The following is a 20,621-nucleotide window of genomic DNA, read 5'->3' on the forward strand; positions in this document are numbered from 1 at the left end:
CACCGTCCGGGGTTGTAGCGGTGAGGGTCCTGATGTCCGCGTCCGGGACCCCCGCGCCGTGGGCGGTGACTCGCCCCGGGAGCGCGAGAGGCCGGCGCCTTGCGTCAGTGGCAGGCCGACGCCATGGAACAGCGGGAGGACAAGGAGCCGTGACCGTGACGGAGTCTGCGCCCGTAAGCTGCGCGTCCGCGGGGGCGCACGCCTCGCTCGAGGGGATCCTGCGGCGGCAGTCGGCGCGCGAGTCGGCGGCGCGCACCTATGCGCGAGCCCTGCCGATCGTGCCCGTACGGGCACGCGGGCTCACCGTCGAGGGCGCGGACGGCCGCCGCTACCTGGACTGCCTCTCCGGCGCGGGCACCCTTGCCCTCGGCCACAACCACCCCGTTGTCCTGGAGGCCATCCGAAAGGTCCTCGACTCCGGCGCGCCCCTGCACGCCCTCGACCTCGCCACACCCGTCAAGGACGCCTTCGTCACCGAGCTGTTCCACACCCTGCCGCCCGGACTCGCCGGCCGGGCACGCGTGCAGTTCTGCGGCCCGGCCGGCACGGACGCGGTGGAGGCCGCCTTCAAACTCGTCCGGGCCGCCACCGGCCGCACCGGGATGCTGGCCTTCGCCGGCGCCTACCACGGGATGACCGAGGGAGCGCTCGCCGCCTCGGGCCACGCCGCCGACGTACGGGTCGCGCGCCTGCCCTACCCCCAGGACTACCGCTGCCCCTTCGGCGTCGGCGGCGCACGTGGAGCCGAACTCGCCGCCCGCTGGACCGAGTCGGTCCTGGACGACCCGAAGTCGGGCGTACCGCTGCCCGCCGGGATGATCGTCGAACCCGTCCAGGGTGAGGGCGGGGTGATTCCCGCCCCGGACGACTGGATGCGGCGCATGCGCCGCATCACCGAGGACCGGTCGGTCCCACTGATCGCCGACGAGATCCAGACAGGGGTGGGCCGCACGGGCACCTTCTGGGCGGTGGAGCACAGCGGTGTGACACCGGACGTGATGGTGCTGTCCAAGGCCATCGGCGGCAGCCTTCCACTGGCCGTCGTGGTCTACCGCGACGACCTCGACGTCTGGGAGCCCGGCGCCCACGCGGGAACGTTCCGCGGCAACCAGCTCGCCATGGCCGCCGGCACGGCCACCCTGGCCCATGTCCGCGAGAACCGCCTGGCCGAACACGCCGCGTCCCTCGGCCTCCACATGCTGACCCAACTCCGCGACCTGGCCGCCCACTTCCCCTGCGTCGGCGAGGTACGCGGCCGCGGGTTGATGATCGGCCTCGAACTGGTGGACCCGGAAGGGGACTTCGGGACGGACAGCGGGGGCAGCGCGGCGGCTGGGCCGGGCGGGACCGGTGTGGGGACGCGGGGCACGCCGGGAAGCTTGGGCACGGGAAAGACTGGAGCGACGGCGGCGGTGGACGGTGTGGTCGTAGCGGAGCAGCGTCGCGCCGGGGCCGGCCGGGCGTCGGGAGACGAGGGATTCCGCCACGGCGACGCCCGGGAGTTGCCGTCAGCGAGGGGCGATGACTGGGGCCTCGGCGCGGGTGACTGTGGGAATGACAGCCCGGGGCCGGCGTCATCCCGCGTCCGAGAGCCCCGTCCCGCCGCACCCGAACTCGCCGCCGCCGTCCAACGGGAGTGCCTGCGGCGGGGCCTGATCGTCGAACTCGGCGGCCGCCACGCAAGCGTCGTACGACTCCTTCCCCCGCTGACGATCACCGACGAGCAGGCCGCCGCGGTGCTCGGCCGCCTGGCCGACGCGGTCGAAGCGGCGGCCCGAGGCCACACCGGCCGGGACGGCCAGGAGCGCGGGACCCCTCGGAGGCAGCCGCGACTCACCGGCCGCTCGGAAGGCGCGGGGTAACGCGGGATAAGCCCTCCGGCCGTCTTCGTCGGCCGGTGCCCCGGGACGAGCAGGTCCGAGCCGGCACTGGCCCCGCGCCACCGACCTGGCCCGAGCCACTGGTGCCTGAGCCGGACGGGCCGATCAGTTCACCCGACGCCCGACGCCCGACGCCCGACGCCCGACGCCCGACGCCCGACGCCCGCCCCCCCCACGCCCGACGCTAGCCCTGCCGAACCCCTGACCTCACGGGCCGGACGGCCCGCCGAAGGCGACCGCCCCGCTCCGCCCAGCCGCCCCACCGGCACATCCCGAAACCCCCGGATACCCCCGGATACGCACCCCTCCGACCCCACCGCTCGACCCGTACCGCCCCGCTGCCGCCCTGACCGCCGCCCCCACGGTCGCCCAACCGGCCCGTCATCGCCGGGCATCGTCGACCCGAACGTCACCCCGAGGAGCCGTCTTGAACCTCACCCCCATTCCCCACGGCCGCTCCCGCCGCACCCCCGACCCGGCCGAGACGGTTCCCCGCCAGCCGCGAAGGACATCGGCCGCTCCACGGCCCGACGGCACACCCACCGACCTCCTCGAACACCCCGACCCGCACACCGCCGCCCAGGCCGCGGCCGTGGAGAACCTCCTGCGCTGCTGGGTGCGCGAGACCGGTGCCGCAGCCCCCAGCTACGGCACCCTCCGCATCCCCCTCCGGGCCGGCGGGACGGCCCTGCTCGTGCCCGTCCACCACTGGTCCCCGACGGGCTGGCACCGCTTCGGCCTTCCGTACCTGGCCGACGCCCCGGAGGACGCCCCGCCGGCCGACGCCGTCACGGTCGCCGCCCTGCTCGCGCGGGAAGCACGCGTCAGGAGCCGCGTGCCCAGACCCTTGCGTGGGCCCGCAGCCGCCGACCCGTCACCGGAGCGGGGTTCGGCCGAGCCCTGCGACACCGCCGCACTCGACCTCGTGGCCCGTGTCGCCGACTCCGTTCGTGGCACCACCCTCTTCCTCCGTGACCGCCGGCACCGCCCCACCGACGGAACCGACCGCTTCCTCTCCGCCGAGCAGGCCCTCCTGCTCGGGCATCCGCTGCACCCGACCCCGAAGAGCCGCGAAGGCCTGTCGGAAGCCGAAGTCCGCCACTACTCGCCCGAATCGCGGGGCTCCTTCCCGTTGCACTGGCTGGCGGTCGCCGACTCCGTACTCGCCACCGACTCCGCCTGGACCGAACGCGGCCGGACGGTACCCGCGGGGCTGCTCACCGCTCGGCTCGCCGGAGCGGAGCTGCCCCTGCCCGACGGATACACCGCCCTGCCGCTGCACCCGTGGCAGTCGCGCGAGGTACGCCACCGCCCGGCCGCGGCGGCCCTGCTCGACGCGGGACTCCTGCGCGACCTCGGCCCCTGTGGGCCGTCCTGGTGTCCCACCTCCTCCGTACGCACCGTCCACCGCACCGGCACGGCCGCCATGCTCAAGCTGTCGCTGGGCCTGCGCATCACCAACTCCCGTCGTGAGAACCTCCGCAAGGAACTGCACCGGGGTGTGGAGGTCCACCGGCTGCTACGCAGTGGTCTCTCCCGGGAGTGGCACGCGGCGCACCCCGGTTTCGACATCGTCCGCGACCCGGCCTGGCTGGCCGTGGACGACCAGGACGGGACACCGGTGCCGGGTCTGGACGTGATGATCCGGCACAACCCGTTCCATGCGGCGGACGACGTCTCCTGCGTCGCGGGACTCGTGGCACCCCGGCCCTACCCCCGAGCCGGTGCCCCCCTTTCCCTGCGGTCCCGCCTGGCCGAGGTCGTCACCGGCCTCGCCGTCCGCACCGGCCGTCCGTCGAGAGCCGTCGCCACCGAGTGGTTCCTGCGCTACCTCGAACAGGTGGTCCGCCCCGTGCTGTGGCTGGATGGCGAGGCCGGAGTCGCCCTGGAGGCGCACCAGCAGAACACGCTGCTCCTGCTGGACGACGAAGGCTGGCCCGCGGGCGGTCGCTACCGCGACAACCAGGGCTACTACTTCCGCGTGTCCCGGCACGCGGAGCTCGACGCCCGGCTGCCCGGGATCGGCGAGCACAGCGACACCTTCGTCTCCGACGACGTCACCGACGAACGCTTCGCGTACTACCTCGCCGTCAACAACGTGTTCGGTCTGATCGGCGCCTTCGGCTCCCAACGGCTCGCCGACGAGCGGCTGCTGCTGGCCGCCTTCCGCCGCTTCCTCGCCGCCACGGCCTCCGGCCCGGCCCGTATGCGCTCCACGCTGCCGGCCCGCCTGCTCGACTCGCCGGTGCTGCGCTGCAAGGCCAACCTGCTGACCCGGCTGCACGGCCTCGACGAACTCGTCGGCCCGGTCGACACCCAGTCCGTCTACGTCACCATCGCCAACCCCCTGTTCCTCTGACCGTTCCCTGCCCCGCACTCCGACGTGACTTCGACTCCCGTCCTCCGTAGACCCTCCTTCCGAAAGGAGCGCGCCATGCCTCCCACCGACGCCGAAGCCGCCACCGGGCAAGCACCGGCAACCGCTCCCCGCCTCCGCGTGACCGAGGCGGGTACCGACGGGGCGGACACGCTCGAACTGCGACTGCCGGACGACTTCGTCGCGCGTTTCGGGGGGATGACCGGGACGCGCACCCCGGCCGTGGCCGACCTGCTCGACGGCGTGGGTGACTGGGGCCCCACCCTCACCCCCGTCGGCGCGTTCCAGTTGGTTCCCGTCCGGCTGGAGCGGGATCTGCCGCTGATCAGCCGCTGGATGAACGACCCCGCCGTCGCGGAGTTCTGGCAGCTGGCCGGGGAGCAGAACGTGACCGAGATCCATCTGCTCGCGCAACTCGACGGCGACGGCCGCAGTGTCCCCTGCATCGGCCTGCTCGAAGGCACGCCGATGAGCTACTGGGAGGTCTACCGGGCCGACCTCGATCCCCTGGCCCGGCACTACCCGGCCCGGCCGCACGACACCGGTATCCATCTCCTGGTCGGCGGCGTCGCCGACCGTGGGCGAGGGCTCGGCAGCACCCTGCTCAAAGCCGTGGCCGACCTGGTGCTCGACCAACGCGTCACCTGCGCCCGCGTCCTCGCCGAACCCGACCTGCGCAACGCACCCTCCGTGGCCGCATTTCTGAGCGCCGGCTTCCGGTTCGCCGCCGAGGTCGATCTGCCCGCCAAGCGGGCCGCCCTCATGATCCGCGAGCGGGCCTTGCGTGATCTGCTGTGACAGTGAGCCCCGCTGTCATCACGTCCGGTACACAGACCGGGCCGATCCGGTTCCCACCCCGCCGGACGGGAGTAGGAGATACCCAGCCACCGGAACTCGCCTTGATCGCCCGATTGTCAGTCCCGAGCCGTAGGGTGGTCGCGCTATGACGAAGCCCTCCCTCCCCGAACTCCTGCATGCCGCTGTCGCCGCCGTCGGCGGTTCGGAGCGCCCCGGCCAGGTGACCATGGCCCAAGCCGTCGAGGACGCGATCGACGACGGCTCGCATCTGCTGGTCCAGGCCGGCACCGGCACCGGAAAGTCCCTCGGCTACCTCGTGCCCGCCCTCGCCCACGGGGAGAGAGTGGTCGTGGCCACCGCCACCCTCGCCCTCCAGCGCCAGCTCGTCGAGCGGGACCTGCCGCGCACGGTCGACGCCCTGCACCCGCTGCTGCGCCGCCGCCCGGAGTTCGCCATGCTCAAGGGCCGGTCGAACTATCTGTGCCTGCACCGCCTGCGCGAAGGCATGCCGCAGGACGAGGAGGAGGGACTGTTCGACCAGTTCGAGGCTGCCGCGCCGACCAGCAAGCTGGGCCAGGACCTGCTGCGGCTGCGCGACTGGGCCGACGAGACCGAGTCCGGCGACCGCGACGACCTGACACCCGGAGTGTCCGACCGGGCCTGGGCGCAGGTGTCGGTCTCGTCGCGGGAGTGCCTGGGCGCGTCCAAGTGCGCCTACGGCGCCGAATGCTTCGCCGAGATGGCCCGTGAGCACGCCAAGCTCGCCGAGGTCGTCGTCACCAACCACGCGCTGCTCGCGATCGACGCCATCGAGGGCGCGCCGGTCCTCCCGCAGCACGAGGTGCTCATCGTCGACGAGGCGCACGAGCTCGTCTCACGGGTCACGGGCGTCGCCACCGGTGAGCTCACCCCCGGCCAGGTCAACCGCGCGGTGCGCCGTGCCGCCAAGCTGGTGAACGAGAAGGCCGCCGATCAGTTGCAGACCGCGGCCGAGGGCTTCGAGCGTCTGATGGAACTGGCCCTGCCCGGCCGCCTGGAAGAGATCCCCGAGGACCTCGGCTATGTGCTGCTGGCACTGCGGGACGCCTCGCGCAATGTCATCTCCGCCCTGGGCGCGACCCGTGACAGGGCGGTCCAGGACGAGGACGCCGTCCGCAAACAGGCGCTGGCCTCGGTGGAGAACGTGCACGACGTGGCGGAGCGCATCACCAACGGTTCCGAGTGGGACGTCGTCTGGTACGAGCGCCACGACCGCTTCGGCGCCTCCCTGCGCGTCGCTCCCATGTCCGTCTCGGGCCTGCTGCGGGAGAAGCTCTTCGCGGACCGCTCCGTCGTCCTGACCTCGGCGACCCTCAAACTCGGCGGGGACTTCAACGGCGTCGGCGCCTCCCTCGGTCTCGCGCCGGAGGGCACCGAGGGCGACGACGTGCCGCGGTGGAAGGGGGTCGACGTCGGCTCCCCCTTCGACTACCGCAAGCAGGGCATCCTGTACATCGCCAAGCACCTGGCGCGTCCCGCGCGGGACGGTGACCGGGGCGACATGCTCGACGAGCTGACGGAGCTGATCCAGGCGGCGGGCGGACGCACGCTCGGTCTGTTCTCCTCCATGCGGGCGGCCCAGCTGGCCGCCGAGGAGCTGCGGGGCCGTATCCCCGAGTTTCCGATCCTGCTCCAGGGCGAGGAGACGCTGGGCGAGCTGATCAAGAACTTCGCGGCGGACCCGAAGACGTGCCTCTTCGGCACGTTGTCGCTCTGGCAGGGCGTGGACGTCCCCGGACCCGGCTGCCAGCTGGTCGTCATGGACAAGATTCCGTTCCCGCGCCCCGACGATCCGGTGATGAGCGCCCGCCAGAAGGCCGTGGAGGACGCCGGCGGCAACGGCTTCATGGCGGTGGCCGCCACCCATGCGGCGCTCCTCATGGCCCAGGGCGCCGGACGTCTCGTGCGGGCCTCGGGGGACCGGGGTGTGGTCGCCGTGCTGGATCCGCGTCTGGCGACGGCCAGGTACGGCGGCTATCTGAAGGCGTCGCTGCCCGACTTCTGGCACACCACGGACCGCAACCAGGTCCGCAAGTCGCTGGCGGCCATCAACGCGGTGGCCGAGCAGGAGGGCAAGTGACCGTGGGGGTGGGGGGGGGCGGGGGCGGGGCGGCCCCCCCCCCCCCCCGCAAACCAAAGTACCCGGGGGGCCCCCCCGACGACCCGCCCCGCCGCCGCCCCCCCCCCCCCCCCCCCCGCCGCGGCGGCGGGGGGGCCCCCCCCCGGGGGGGGGCCCCCGCGGGGGCCCGGGGGGGGGGGGGGGGCCCCGCCCGGGCCGCCCCCCCCCCCACCCCCACGGTCCGAAAGCACTATGACGAGGGAGCCGCCTCGTACGACCAGGCACCGCACAGCACGGAGCCCCGGAACCGGCGCAGGGGTCCCGGGGCCCGATCAAGGGGGCAGGTGGGCGAGTCCGCCCGGCGCGGTACTCAGACGCGCCGCAGGACCGCCACCACCTTGCCGAGGATGGTCGCTTCGTCGCCCGGGATCGGCTCGTACGCCGCGTTGTGCGGGAGGAGCCAGACATGGCCGTCCTCGCGCTTGAAGCGCTTGACGGTGGCCTCGCCGTCGATCATCGCGGCCACGATGTCGCCGTTCTCGGCGACCTGCTGACGGCGGACGGTGACCCAGTCGCCGTCGCAGATCGCGGCCTCGATCATCGAGTCGCCGACGACCTTCAGGACGAAGAGTTCTCCGTCACCGACCAGCTGCCGGGGAAGAGGGAAGACGTCCTCGACCGACTCCTCGGCGAGGATGGGGCCACCGGCGGCGATCCGGCCGACCAGAGGGACGTACGAGGCGGCCGGCTTGCCGACCGTGTCCGTCGGCTGCAACGCGGTGGCCTGGTCGGAGCCGCGGACCTCGTACGCGCGCGGACGGTGCGGGTCACGCCGCAGGAACCCCTTGCGCTCCAGGGCCATCAGCTGGTGCGCGACCGAGGAGGTGCTGGAGAGGCCGACCGCCTGCCCGATCTCCCGCATCGACGGCGGGTAGCCGCGCCGCTGCACGGAGTCCCTGATGACCTCGATCACCCGGCGCTGACGGTCGGTGAGGCCCGAGCTGTCCGCCCGGATGCCCGGAGGTCGGCCCGGCAGGGAGCGCTTGTGCCCCTCGGGATTCGTGGCTTCGTTCATCGCATGCACCGGCTCGAGTCGGCCCTGGGAGCGGTCCTGGGCAGTGATGGTGGCACTGTCTGCGGTGGTGGTCACGTCGGCCCCTCTCGATGGTCTCCCTCCGGCACAACGGTAGTTGCTTTCGAAAGGTTGCGCCAAACACACGTTCGAGTGAAAAAACGCCGAGAGCCGGACTTGATCACGTATCTGGGTGTAAGGGCAGTGCGCTGACCGGCAGGCAAAAGCGCTCATTGTTGTACTCTTCACCGCCGGGACGGCGCCCTCGTGGGCGGCTGCCCCAGTCTGCCATCCGGTATGCCGTCATCCGGGTGCCGCCTCCCGTCCGCCCGGGAGTCCCACGCGTCCTCCGTGCGGCGCTCACGGTATCTCCGTAGGCTCCCCGGCAGGCGCGGGCGCCACCGCGGCGTGTTGCGCGCGGCGACGCCGGTGCACGCCGCGTGGCCGCATCACACGACACGCGTGTATCACCTGCCCCACTGGAGTCGATCCCCACATGTAGTGGTTGGATGGCTACAGCGGCCCACAGATTGTGTTCCCCCCGGTCTTCGCGCCGCCGTTCATCGCCTATGCTTGTGCCTGCTTCGCGGGGCCCGTGGGTCTGGTGAGGTCATTGAGTCTGCTGTGAGGAGGGTTGGAGTCCATGCACTGCCCCTTCTGCAGGCACCCCGACAGCCGCGTGGTCGACAGCCGTACGACGGACGACGGCACGTCCATCCGCAGGCGCCGCCAGTGCCCTGACTGCTCCCGTCGGTTCACGACGGTGGAGACGTGCTCGCTCATCGTGGTCAAGCGGTCCGGAGTCACCGAGCCCTTCAGCCGGATCAAGGTCATCAACGGTGTGCGCAAGGCGTGCCAGGGGCGGCCCGTCACCGAGGACGCGCTCGCCCAGCTGGGCCAGCGGGTCGAGGAGGCGGTGCGCGCCAGCGGCAGCGCCGAGGTGGCCGCTCACGACGTGGGGCTCGCCATACTCGGCCCTCTGAAGGAGCTCGATCTCGTCGCCTATCTGCGGTTCGCGTCCGTCTACCGGGCGTTCGACTCGCTGGAGGACTTCGAGTCCGCCATCGCGGAACTCAGAGAAGGAACGGTGCACCCCGCCGCGCAGGACGGCGACGGCGCTTGCGCGGGGTGCCAGGAAGACGGCCGCGGGCGCGGTGGGACGGCTGAGGTCCCCCTGCCCGCAGGCGCCGCCGACTGAGCAGCGGGCCGGTCAGGACGACGCGTCCTGACCCGGCTCGGCGGCGGTGAGTGAAACCGGTCGTGGGTGGCAGCGAGGGTGCCCGCGACGCCAGACAGAACACCGTGCTCCGGAACAACAGGGGCACTTCAGGGCGTTTACGCCCGTACAGGGAGGCGGCATGACAGAGACGGCGAGCGGTCCGGCACGAGGTTCCCGAGCCAAGGGCACCAAGGCCGGCAAGGGACTGCGTATCGAGCGCATCCACACCACACCCGGCGTGCACCCGTACGACGAGGTGGCCTGGGAGCGCCGTGACGTCGTCATGACCAACTGGCGCGACGGCTCGGTCAACTTCGAGCAGCGTGGCGTCGAGTTCCCCGACTTCTGGTCGGTGAACGCGGTCAACATCGTCACCAGCAAGTACTTCCGCGGTGCCGTCGGTACTCCGCAGCGCGAGACCAGCCTCAGGCAGCTGATCGACCGCATCGTGAAGACGTACCGGCAGGCCGGCGAGGACAACAAGTACTTCGCCTCGCCCGCCGACGCCGAGATCTTCGAGCACGAGCTGGCCTACGCCCTCCTGCACCAGATCTTCAGCTTCAACAGCCCCGTCTGGTTCAACGTCGGCACCAAGCAGCCCCAGCAGGTCTCCGCCTGCTTCATCCTGTCCGTCGACGACTCCATGGAGTCGATCCTCGACTGGTACAAGGAAGAGGGCATGATCTTCAAGGGCGGCTCCGGCGCCGGCCTGAACCTCTCCCGCATCCGCTCCTCCAAGGAACTGCTCTCCTCCGGCGGCAACGCCTCCGGGCCCGTCTCCTTCATGCGCGGTGCCGACGCCTCCGCCGGCACCATCAAGTCCGGCGGCGCCACCCGCCGCGCGGCCAAGATGGTCATCCTCGACGTCGACCACCCCGACATCGAGGACTTCATCCAGACCAAGGTCAAGGAGGAGGAGAAGATCCGCGCCCTGCGCGACGCGGGCTTCGACATGGACCTCGGTGGCGATGACATCACCTCCGTCCAGTACCAGAACGCCAACAACTCGGTCCGCGTGAACGACACGTTCATGAAGGCGGTCTCGGAGAGCGGGACGTTCGGCCTGCGCGCGCGGATGACTGGCGAGGTCATCGAGCAGGTCGACGCCAAGGACCTGTTCCGCAAGATGGCGGAGGCCGCCTGGGCCTGCGCCGACCCGGGCATCCAGTACGACGACACGATCAACCACTGGCACACCTGCCCGGAGTCCGGCCGCATCAACGGCTCGAACCCCTGCAGCGAGTACATGCACCTGGACAACACGTCCTGCAACCTCGCCTCGCTGAACCTGATGAAGTTCCTCAAGGACGACGGCCAGGGCCACCAGTCCTTCGAGGTCGAGCGCTTCGCCCAGGTCGTCGAGCTGGTCATCACGGCGATGGACATCTCCATCTGCTTCGCGGACTTCCCGACCCAGAAGATCGGCGAGAACACCCGCGCGTACCGCCAGCTCGGCATCGGCTACGCCAACCTCGGCGCGCTGCTGATGGCGACGGGCCACGCCTACGACTCCGACGGCGGCCGCGCCCTCGCCGGAGCCATCACCTCCCTGATGACCGGTACCGCCTACCGGCGCTCGGCCGAGCTCGCCGCGGTCGTCGGCCCGTACGACGGCTACGCCCGCAACTCCCAGCCGCACCTGCGGGTCATGAAGCAGCACGCCGACGCCAACGCCACGGCCGTCCGCATGGACGACCTGGACACGCCGGTCTGGGCCGCGGCCACGGAGGCCTGGCAGGACGTGCTGCGGATCGGCGAGAAGAACGGCTTCCGCAACTCCCAGGCGTCCGTCCTCGCGCCCACCGGCACCATCGGCCTGGCCATGTCCTGCGACACCACGGGCGTCGAGCCCGACCTCGCGCTGGTCAAGTTCAAGAAGCTGGTCGGCGGCGGCTCGATGCAGATCGTCAACGGCACCGTCCCGCAGGCCCTGCGCCGCCTGGGCTACCAGGAGGAGCAGATCGAGGCGGTCGTCGCCCACATCGCCGAGCACGGCAACGTGATCGACGCCCCCGGCCTCAAGCACGAGCACTACGAGGTGTTCGACTGCGCCATGGGCGAGCGCGCCATCTCCCCGATGGGCCACGTCCGCATGATGGCCGCGATCCAGCCGTGGATCTCCGGCGCCATCTCCAAGACGGTCAACATGCCGGAATCGGCGACCGTCGAGGAGGTCGAGGAGATCTACTTCGAGGCGTGGAAGCTGGGCGTCAAGGCGCTCGCCATCTACCGCGACAACTGCAAGGTCGGTCAGCCGCTCTCCGCGAAGAAGAAGGACGAGAAGACCGAGGTCGCCGCGAAGGCCGAGGACACGATCCGCAGCGCGGTCGAGAAGGTCGTCGAGTACCGCCCGGTCCGCAAGCGGCTGCCCAAGGGTCGGCCCGGCATCACCACCTCCTTCACGGTCGGCGGCGCCGAGGGCTACATGACCGCCAATTCCTACCCTGACGACGGTCTCGGCGAGGTCTTCCTGAAGATGTCCAAGCAGGGCTCCACCCTCGCGGGAATGATGGACGCCTTCTCGATCGCCGTGTCGGTGGGCCTCCAGTACGGCGTGCCGCTGGAGACGTACGTCTCGAAGTTCACCAACATGCGCTTCGAGCCGGCCGGCATGACCGACGACCCGGACGTGCGGATGGCGCAGTCGATCGTCGACTACATCTTCCGCCGCCTGGCGCTGGACTTCCTGCCCTTCGAGACGCGCTCCGCGCTCGGCATCCACTCCGCCGAGGAGCGCCAGCGCCACCTCGAGACCGGCTCCTACGAGCCGGCCGACGACGAGGTCGACGTCGAGGGCCTGGCCCAGTCGGCGCCACGCCAGACCGACCTGAAGGCGGTCGCCACGCCGAAGGCCGAGGTCGAGGCGGCCAAGCCCGCGCCCCAGCAGGCGCACACCAGCGCCGAGCTGGTGGAGATGCAGCTCGGCATCCAGGCCGACGCCCCGCTGTGCTTCTCGTGCGGCACGAAGATGCAGCGGGCCGGCTCCTGCTACATCTGCGAGGGCTGCGGCTCGACCAGCGGTTGCAGCTGATCGGACGGCAACGCCGTGAAGTAAGGGGCGCCGGCAATGGGCCGGCGCCCCTTCCGCGTTTCGGCTACGACGGGCGTGCCCGGCCCATGCTGTGGGTGAAGCCCTCCGGGTCGTCCTCGAAGCCCTGGACGCCGGGGCGGAACTCCCAGGTGCCCGCCTCGTTCCGCGTGAACTCCGCGAGTGTGGCCGCCGTCGCGCCGAGGACGCCGCCGAAGTCGTCCTCGGCGAGGACGGTGTACCCCTCTCGCACGCGCATCCCGGGAGCGAGGACGCCGGCGAAGGTGCGGCGTGCCGGACGCTGCTGGATGACGACGCCGACCACCACGCGCGCGTACCCGTCGCCGAGCCGGTCGAGTTCCAGCGTCATCACCTCGTCCCACCCGAAGCCCTGGCCGTCCCTGCTGTCCCGGTTGAGATAGATGGTGCCGTCGGGAGAGCGGCTGTCGAAATGCACCACATAGGCTGGTTCGCCATGCGGGTCGCCCGCCCGGTAGGTTGCGGCGACCAGATCCAGGTCGGTGGGCGGCTGCCCCGCGGGACTGGGATCCCACTTGACCGCGACCTCGACCTTGCCGATCCCCTTGCTGAGTCCGCTCATCTGGCTCCCTTTGACCGACCTTGTGCGCCCCTCTGCCTCAACTTCCCTTCCGTGGGCGCTTGTTGTCCATCGTGCCACGCGCGCGGGGGCGCTTGCGCGGGCGCTGTCCCCACGAGAGTGACCGAGGCCACGTCCCAGGGCCTTACGATGGCGCGGTGCTGGTCAAGTGGATTCGCTGCACCGTGGTGGACCGCCGGGGCTTCGAGCGGGGGCAGCGGAAATGGGCGGGGCTTCTGGGAGAGCCGGGGTTTCGGGGACAGGGGGGCGGGTGGAGCCGGGTACGGCCGGGTGTCGCGCACATCTTCGCCTTCTGGGAGAGCCGCGCCCTCTACGACTCTTTCATGGCCCGCTCCCACGACCGGCTGGCCGCGGCGCAGGCCGGCACCTTCAAGGACGCCCAGGCCCGGCTGTTCGACTACCGGTTCGACGTGAAGACCGGCTTCGAACCCCGCTTCTCGGACGCCGACCTGCTGCGGGTCGCCCTCTGCCGGGTCCACGAGGAGCGCACCGAGCACTTCACGCTGATGCAGGAGAAGGTCTGGAACCCGGCGATGGCCGGCTCGCCCGGCATGGTGCGCGGCCTGTTCGGTGAGGCCCCCGGCAACGAGTTCCTCGTGCTGTCCATGTGGCAGTCCTCCGCCGAGCACGGCAAGTACCGCACCGAGCGCGTGGAGCGCCTCGCGCTGCGTGCCCAGACGGAGGCCGACGTGGCGTCGCTCACGGGTGACATCGTGGAACTCGAGAGCACCTGGACGGTGTGACGGCGGACGCACGCCCACGCGCGCGTGTGGCGCGTGCCGCACGATTTGTGTGATGTGCGCCGTACGAGGCCCGCCGGAGTCCTCGAACGGCGCCGGCCCGATCTACTGTTCTGGCATGGCACGACCACGGCGCATCATCCTTGTCCGGCACGGCGAGTCAACGGGCAACGTCGATGACTCCGTGTACGAGCGCGAGCCCGACCACGCGCTGGCACTCACCGAGCGGGGCCGGCGACAGGCCGAGGAGACCGGCAAGGAACTGCGGGAACTGCTCGGACGCGAACGCGTGAGCGTCTACGTCTCCCCCTACCGGCGCACCCACGAGACCCTCCACGCCTTCCACCTGGACCCGAGCCTCATACGCGTGCGCGAAGAGCCGCGGCTGCGCGAGCAGGACTGGGGGAACTGGCAGGACTGCGACGACGTGCGCCTCCAGAAGACCTACCGGGACGCCTACGGGCACTTCTTCTACCGCTTCGCCCAGGGCGAGTCCGGAGCCGACGTCTACGACCGGGTCGGCGGCTTCCTGGAGAGCCTCTTCCGCAGCTTCGAGGACCCCGACCACCCGCCCAACGTCCTCCTGGTGACCCACGGCCTGGCCATGCGGCTGTTCTGCATGCGCTGGTTCCACTGGACCGTCGCGGAGTTCGAGTGCCTCTCGAACCCGGGGAACGCCGAGATGCGGATGCTCGTTCTCGGGGACGACGGCCGCTACACGCTCGATCGTCAGTTTGAGCGGTGGCGCGAGCCGGAATCGTACGGGATCACTGGATGGAGCGGCTGAGCGATGACCCCTGACTCCTCTCCGGGCGTGCGCCTGGAACGAGCGCTGGCCAGTGCGCGCGGGCTCGCGGTGGGGGACGCGCTGGGCTCGCAGTTCTTCGCCCCGGCGAACTACCCGCTGCTCAGGCGCCGCGAGCTGCCGTCCGGCCCGTGGCAGTGGACGGACGACACCGAGATGGCCTGTTCCGTGATCACCGTCCTGGCCGCCCACCACCGTGTCGACCAGGACGCCCTGGCGCAGTCCTTCGCCCGGCGCCACGCACCGGAGCGCGGGTACGGCGCGGGTACGGCGGGGCTGCTGCGGCGGATCAGCGAGGGCGGCGACTGGCGCACACTGGCGCCTGCCCTGTTCAAGGGGCACGGGTCGTGGGGGAGCGGCGCCGCCATGCGCACCGCGCCCCTGGGCGCCTGGTACGCGGACGATCCGGAGCAGGCCACCCACCAGGCCGAGATCTCCGCCTACCCCACCCACCAGCACCGTGAGGCCGTCGTGGGCGCCATGGCCGTGGCCGCGGCGGCCGCACTGGCCGCCGCGCCCGGCGGGCCGCCGACCGCGCAGGCGCTGCTCGGCGGCGTCATCGACCTCGTACCGGCCAGGAGCGCCGTCGGCGCCGGTCTGCGGCGCGCCCGCGACATGCTCGACTACGGCGACGTGGCCACCGTCGCCGCGGTCCTCGGCTCCGGACGGCGCACGACAGCGCACGACACGGTGCCCTTCGCGCTCTGGTCGGCCGCCCGGTGTCTGGCCGACTTCGAGGACGCGTTCTGGACGACTGCCCGGGCCGGCGGTGACGTGGACACCACCTGCGCCATCGTGGGCGGGGTGCTCGCCTCGGGGAAGGCCGGGGCCCCGCCCGCCGAGTGGGTGCGGCGCACGGAGGCACTGCCCGACTGGGTCCCGTCGTCCTTGTGACCTGCGCTTCGCGCGATGATTCGCGAATGCGACCCGGCGTGGGCGGAGCGCTTCCACATGTGACCGCCGAAGGGGCGGACGGGCCGCGAATCAAGCTTCTTCCGGATGTCTACTCCCCTTGAATTGCGGCCGGGGGAGCGATGTCCGACAGGGCGAACAGTGATGTGTGGGACACCGCCCGGGTCGCGATGACGCGCCACGCCGGAATGTGCTTGAGCGAACAAACGGGATTTCACACCGGACCCCGGCCGTCCGCGTTCGGGGCGGGGTGATGCCCAAGGGAAGGCGGGGTGTCGCAGCGGGATCCGCGCAGCGTACGCTAAGGGCGCCATGCCGTACGAACCCCCCACTCACACCGTCGAACGCTCCCTCAGGGCGACGACCGGAGCGAAGGTCATTGCCGGTGTCGACGAGGTGGGGCGCGGTGCTTGGGCCGGTCCCGTCACCGTCTGCGCGGCGGTCACCGGACTGCGCCGTCCGCCCGTGGGACTCACCGACTCCAAACTGCTGACCGTGAAGCGGCGTACCGCACTCGCCGCGGAACTGCAGACATGGGTGACCGCGTACGCCCTCGGGCACGCCTCTCCGGAGGAGATCGACAGCCTGGGGATGACGGCGGCGCTGCGGCTCGCGGCGGTGCGTGCCCTGGAGGGTCTGCCCGTCCCTCCGGACGCGGTCATCCTCGACGGGAAGCACGATTACCTGGGGGCCCCCTGGAGGGTCCGTACGGTCATCAAGGGCGACCAGTCGTGCGTGGCCGTCGCGGCGGCTTCGGTGATCGCCAAGGTTTACCGCGACAAAATGATGGCCGAACTGGGTATCGAGCATGCAGACTTCGGCTTTGCGGCCAATGCCGGATATCCGTCGCCCGTGCACAAGGCCGCGCTGGAGGAGCGGGGACCCACCCCGTACCACCGGCTGTCGTGGGCGTATCTTGATGCGCTGCCCAGGTGGCGGCACCTCAAGAAGGTCCGCGTCTGGGCAGACGGAGGCGTTGCGGAGGTCGAAGGTCAGCTCGGCTTCGACTTCTGATCCTTCCGCTCGGCCTAAGTGGCACCCGCCCACGCGAGCCGCACCAATGTTTGATAAATATCAGCCCATGCCTCTCATTCCCGAGGAGCCTCAGATTCACGAGAGTGCCCAGGGTCCCCGCGCCACGCCGTCTTCCGGCCGCACCGCGCCGACCCCCCGCCCCGTTCCCGGCCCCCGTCCCGCGGCTCCGCCGCGCCCCGGTCGTCCCGGTGCCGCACGGCCCGCGCCGCCGGCGCAGCGCGCGTCGCGGGAGCCGGCCCCGGCCAAGTCCGGGCCGTCGCGGCCGACCGCCCCCGCCGCCTCGGCGGCCCCGCAGATCCAACTGGTTCCGGCTTCCGCCGACGGTGCGCTCGACGCCGCCGAGGAAGCGGTCGACATGCTCCTGGAGTCGGGCCGTGCCCCCGGTGACGTACTGGTGATCACCACCGGTGAGTCGCATCCGTGGGCCGCGCACGAACTGTCCTTCGGTGAGGCGTCCTACTGGGCGCAGCACGACGCGCGCGACGACGTGTTCTACGCGGACGCCGCCGTGGCCTCGCGTGCCGCGTCCCGGCCCGTGGTCGTGGTCGCGATCAACGGCGGCCCCCAGGCCGCTGGTGCCACGGCCCTGTCCCTGGCCCACACCAAGGCCGGTGCGCTGCTGGTCGTCTGCGGTGACCCGCAGCAGATCAACTCGGTGCTGGGCGCGGCTGTCTGAGCCGCGTCCGGCCCGCTCGGCGGTCCTGAGTCCGTACGGCCTCGAGTCCATTCGGCCTTGAGTCCGTCCGGCGGTCCAGGGTCCGTCCGGCGGTCCTGAGTGCGTCCTGGGCCGAGGGAAGCCGACGTCGTGCCCGCCGCGCCGTCCGACCGGCGGCGACGCCTTCGTCGTGCGCACACCGGTTGGTCGTCCGGCACGAACGGGTGACGGGGGACGTGCTGTTCGTCAGCGGGCGGCCGCGCGGCGCAGCACCTCGGAGGCCGCGCCACCGGTGCGCGGCAGCGGGGGTGGCGCCTCGGCGGTGCCGAAGGGGTCGGGTGTCGAGTACGCGTGCGGCCGCCGGCCCCCGCGGCCCTCGCCGAGGACCTGCCAGCCGTCCCGGGTCAGCGTGATGTACGCCCCGCAGCGCAGCCCGTGCAGTGTGCAGGCGTCACGCAGTCCCCACATCCACGCACCGTCCTCCTCGGTCCAACGCGCGTCCCCGTCACGGCAGTAGAGCAGTACGGCGGTGCGCACCGGGGTGCGGCGCCGCAGGTCGTGCGGGATGACCTGGCGCAGTTGGGCCAGCAGCGCGTTGCGCGACATCCAGCCGTCGGCAGGCGCCTGCCGGCGGACGAAGGAGGCACTCGCCCGCAGTCGCTCGTCCGGGTCGAGGACCGCGATCACGGCGGTGGCGGGCCTGGGATGGTGCCGGGCGTGCAGTCCGCTGACGACCTCCCGCGGATTGCGCAGCAGAGGGATGCCCGCGGCCGCCCACTCCGCGGGTTCGAGCACCCGGTGGGCGGAGGTGGCGGACGTTGACAACGATGCCGCCGAGGACGGAGCGAATCCGAAGGTCACGTTCCTCCCTTCGGCTACGCGCCCACACTGCGGGCGGGATCGGATTCGGGGGAGCGCACACCGCAGGAGAGCCCTACCGGCCAACGGCTGAGCCGTGCGGGGAGCGGACTTCAATTCTTCCTGTCGAACTGGGATGCGGCAACGAGCAATTGAGGGCACCGGCCGTTATCGGGCGACGCACGGCTTATATCCCTACCCGGCGCTCGCCCCGCGACTCCTGTGACGGTCCGCGTCGTTCATGTGGCCGCAGAGATGTCCCATCAGCCCTGCACCGCCAGGACCAGTGGCATCACCGCCTGTGCGCCGGACCTTCTGAGCAGGCGGGCGGCGACCGCGAGGGTCCAGCCGGTCTCGGTGAAGTCGTCCACGAGCAGCAACGGGCCGGGGCCGGCGGCAAGGGCGGAGACCAGGGCCGGCGGTACGGTCAGTGCCCCGTCCAGTGCCTTCAGACGCTGGGCGCTGTTGCTCCGCGGCACCCGCCGCGCGTCCGGCGTGTACTCCACGCCGCCCAGCAGCGGCAGCCGGCCGACCTCCGCGATGTGCGCGCCCAGGGAGTGGATCAGCCGGGGCCGGGTGCGGGAGGGCATGGTGACGACGCCGACCGGGCGCGGCCGCGCGTCCACCGCGCCCGGGGCCCAGCCGCCGGGGCCCTTCGCCCAGTCTGCCAGCACGCCCACCACGGCACGTGCCACGTCCTCCGGCAGGGGAGCGTCGGAGGCGTCGGCCGCGAACATCGGCCGAAGTCGGTTGCCCCAGCCGATGTCGGAGAGCCGTCCCAAAGCCCGTCCCTCAGCGGCCTGTTCACCGGCCGGGATCCGTCCCCTGAGATCGACGCCGACCGCCGGCAGGCCCGTCGGCCACATACGGCGGGGCTGTACCTCCACACCGGCCCGGCCGAGGTCCACGCGCGCGGCGTCCAGGGCCGCGGTGGTGGTGTCCGCGGTGAAGCGGGCCCCCGCGCAGTTGTCGCAGCGGCCGCAGGGCCTGGCGGTGTCGTCGTCGAGCCGGCGCTGCAGGAACTCCATGCGGCAGTCCGTCGTCGCCGCGTACTCGCGCATCGCCTGCTGTTCGGCCTCCCGCTGCCGCGCGACCCACTCGTAGCGCTGCGCGTCGTACGTCCACGGCCGGCCGGTCGCGATCCAGCCGCCCTTGACCCGCTTGACCGCTCCGTCCACGTCGAGCACCTTGAGCATCGCCTCCAGCCGGGAACGGCGCAGCTCGACCAGGGGCTCCAGGGCGGGCAGTGACAGCGGCCCCTGCGCGCGGGCGAGTACGTCGAGGGTGCGGCGCACCAGATCCTCGGAGGGGAAGGCGAGCGACGCGAAGTACTCCCAGATCGCCTCGTCCTCCTTCCCGGGAAGCAGGAGCACCTCGGCGTGCTTCACGCCGCGGCCCGCGCGGCCCACCTGCTGGTAGTAGGCGATGGGGGAGGACGGCGACCCCAGATGCACGACGAAGCCGAGGTCGGGCTTGTCGAAGCCCATGCCCAGTGCCGAGGTGGCGACCAGGGCCTTGACCTTGTTCGCGAGCAGGTCCTCCTCGGCCTGCTGCCGGTCGGCGTTCTCCGTCTTGCCCGTGTAGGACGCGACCGTGTGGCCGCGCTGCCGCAGGAAGGCCGTGACCTCCTCGGCCGCCGCCACCGTGAGCGTGTAGACGATTCCGGAACCCGGCAGGTCGCCGAGGTGGTCGGCGAGCCAGGCCATCCGGTGGGCGGCGTCCGGCAGCCGCAGCACGCCCAGGCTGAGGCTCTCCCGATCCAGCGGGCCACGCAGCACCAGGGTGTCGAAGGCGTCGCCGGTCCCCAGCTGTTCCGCGACGTCCGCGGTCACGCGCGCGTTGGCGGTGGCGGTGGTGGCGAGGACGGGGACACCGGGCGGGAGCTCGGTGAGCATGGTGCGCAGCCGCCGGTAGTCCGGGCGGAAGTCGTGGCCCCAGTCGGAGATGCAGTGCGCCTCGTCGACCACCAGGAGTCCCGTCGCCGCGGCGAGCTTGGGCAGGACCTGGTCGCGGAAGTCCGGGTTGTTGAGCCGTTCGGGGCTGACCAGCAGGACGTCGACCGCCCCTTCGGCGATCTCGTCCTGAACGGTGTCCCACTCCTCGGTGTTGGCCGAGTTGATCGTCCGGGCGTGGATGCCGGCGCGGGCCGCGGCCTCGACCTGGTTGCGCATGAGGGCGAGCAGCGGGGAGACGATCACGGTGGGGCCGCTGCCGCGCGCCCGGAGCAGGGAGGTGGCCACGAAGTAGACCGCGGACTTGCCCCAGCCGGTGCGCTGCACCACCAGGGCCCGGCGCCGGTCGGCGACGAGGGCCTCGATCGCCTTCCACTGGTCCTCGCGCAGGCGGGCCGTGCCCGTGCTGTCGCCGACCAGACGGGCGAGGACCGCGTCGGCCGCCTTCCGGAGGTCGGCGTTGCTCGTGTGCTCCATGGGTTCCATACAACAGGACGGCACTGACAACCGGGAAAGCCCGGAGCCGGGGCAGGCGCGTCGAAGCCGGCACGCGGGCTGCGACTGACGTGTCCT

At 71.8% G+C, this 20,621-nt stretch carries 15 protein-coding genes; 11 read left to right on the forward strand and 4 right to left on the reverse strand.

The window, feature by feature from the left end; translation table 11 throughout:
- The first annotated feature begins 149 nt into the window (after positions 1-149).
- The 4 genes from ACIOWN_RS17660 to ACIOWN_RS17675 all read left to right on the forward strand — a co-directional run bounded on the left by ACIOWN_RS17660 (position 150) and on the right by ACIOWN_RS17675 (position 7,174).
- Positions 150-1,862: a diaminobutyrate--2-oxoglutarate transaminase family protein gene (locus tag ACIOWN_RS17660; RefSeq protein ID WP_401982673.1), complete on the forward strand. Its 1,713-nt coding sequence runs from the start codon at positions 150-152 to the stop codon at positions 1,860-1,862.
- A gap of 445 nt (positions 1,863-2,307) precedes the next feature.
- Positions 2,308-4,239 carry an IucA/IucC family protein gene (locus ACIOWN_RS17665; protein WP_362357051.1) on the forward strand — a complete coding sequence of 644 codons (1,932 nt, stop codon included), beginning with the start codon at positions 2,308-2,310 and terminating at the stop codon, positions 4,237-4,239.
- Between the two features lie 75 nt (positions 4,240-4,314).
- Positions 4,315-5,055, forward strand: a complete 741-nt coding sequence (locus ACIOWN_RS17670) for a GNAT family N-acetyltransferase (protein WP_362357053.1) — start codon at positions 4,315-4,317, stop codon at positions 5,053-5,055.
- A 145-nt stretch (positions 5,056-5,200) separates the two neighbouring features.
- Positions 5,201-7,174 (forward strand): ATP-dependent DNA helicase, encoded by a 1,974-nt coding sequence (locus tag ACIOWN_RS17675; protein ID WP_362357055.1) that lies wholly within the window; start codon positions 5,201-5,203, stop codon positions 7,172-7,174.
- Between the two features lie 349 nt (positions 7,175-7,523).
- Here the strand turns inward: ACIOWN_RS17675 and lexA are convergent, their stop codons facing one another.
- Positions 7,524-8,303, reverse strand: coding sequence for a transcriptional repressor LexA (gene lexA / locus ACIOWN_RS17680; protein WP_100570721.1), 780 nt, complete (start codon positions 8,301-8,303; stop codon positions 7,524-7,526).
- 565 nt (positions 8,304-8,868) lie between these two features.
- Here lexA and nrdR point away from each other — a divergent pair.
- The gene (gene nrdR, locus ACIOWN_RS17685; protein ID WP_362357920.1) at positions 8,869-9,423 is read left to right on the forward strand and encodes a transcriptional regulator NrdR; all 555 of its coding nucleotides are present in this window, start codon (positions 8,869-8,871) and stop codon (positions 9,421-9,423) included.
- A gap of 160 nt (positions 9,424-9,583) precedes the next feature.
- Entirely contained in the window at positions 9,584-12,475 is a 2,892-nt protein-coding gene (locus ACIOWN_RS17690; RefSeq protein WP_362357922.1) for a vitamin B12-dependent ribonucleotide reductase, read from the forward strand.
- A 64-nt stretch (positions 12,476-12,539) separates the two neighbouring features.
- Here the strand turns inward: ACIOWN_RS17690 and ACIOWN_RS17695 are convergent, their stop codons facing one another.
- Positions 12,540-13,073 (reverse strand): TerD family protein, encoded by a 534-nt coding sequence (locus tag ACIOWN_RS17695; protein ID WP_362354535.1) that lies wholly within the window; start codon positions 13,071-13,073, stop codon positions 12,540-12,542.
- 155 nt (positions 13,074-13,228) lie between these two features.
- On the opposite strand from ACIOWN_RS17695, the gene ACIOWN_RS17700 reads away from it, so the two are divergent.
- The 5 genes from ACIOWN_RS17700 (at position 13,229) to ACIOWN_RS17720 (ending at position 17,259) form a co-directional block, all read left to right on the forward strand.
- Entirely contained in the window at positions 13,229-13,834 is a 606-nt protein-coding gene (locus ACIOWN_RS17700; RefSeq protein WP_401982675.1) for a YdbC family protein, read from the forward strand.
- A gap of 115 nt (positions 13,835-13,949) precedes the next feature.
- Entirely contained in the window at positions 13,950-14,618 is a 669-nt protein-coding gene (locus tag ACIOWN_RS17705) for a histidine phosphatase family protein (RefSeq protein WP_401982677.1), read from the forward strand.
- Between the two features lie 3 nt (positions 14,619-14,621).
- Positions 14,622-15,530 carry an ADP-ribosylglycohydrolase family protein gene (locus tag ACIOWN_RS17710; RefSeq protein ID WP_362354540.1) on the forward strand — a complete coding sequence of 303 codons (909 nt, stop codon included), beginning with the start codon at positions 14,622-14,624 and terminating at the stop codon, positions 15,528-15,530.
- Between the two features lie 330 nt (positions 15,531-15,860).
- The gene (locus ACIOWN_RS17715) at positions 15,861-16,562 is read left to right on the forward strand and encodes a ribonuclease HII (RefSeq protein WP_362354542.1); all 702 of its coding nucleotides are present in this window, start codon (positions 15,861-15,863) and stop codon (positions 16,560-16,562) included.
- Between the two features lie 67 nt (positions 16,563-16,629).
- Positions 16,630-17,259, forward strand: coding sequence for a hypothetical protein (locus tag ACIOWN_RS17720; RefSeq protein WP_362354544.1), 630 nt, complete (start codon positions 16,630-16,632; stop codon positions 17,257-17,259).
- A 225-nt stretch (positions 17,260-17,484) separates the two neighbouring features.
- Here ACIOWN_RS17720 and ACIOWN_RS17725 read toward each other — a convergent pair whose 3' ends face one another.
- Together ACIOWN_RS17725 and ACIOWN_RS17730 are read right to left on the reverse strand one after the other, a co-directional pair.
- On the reverse strand, positions 17,485-18,099 hold the full coding sequence (locus ACIOWN_RS17725; protein ID WP_362354545.1) for a hypothetical protein: 615 nt from the start codon (positions 18,097-18,099) through the stop codon (positions 17,485-17,487).
- A 260-nt stretch (positions 18,100-18,359) separates the two neighbouring features.
- The gene (locus ACIOWN_RS17730) at positions 18,360-20,525 is read right to left on the reverse strand and encodes a RecQ family ATP-dependent DNA helicase (protein ID WP_401982679.1); all 2,166 of its coding nucleotides are present in this window, start codon (positions 20,523-20,525) and stop codon (positions 18,360-18,362) included.
- Between the last annotated feature and the right edge of the window lie 96 nt (positions 20,526-20,621).

It is taken from the genome of Streptomyces sp. NPDC087787 (genome assembly GCF_044743035.1).
Classification (GTDB): domain Bacteria; phylum Actinomycetota; class Actinomycetes; order Streptomycetales; family Streptomycetaceae; genus Streptomyces.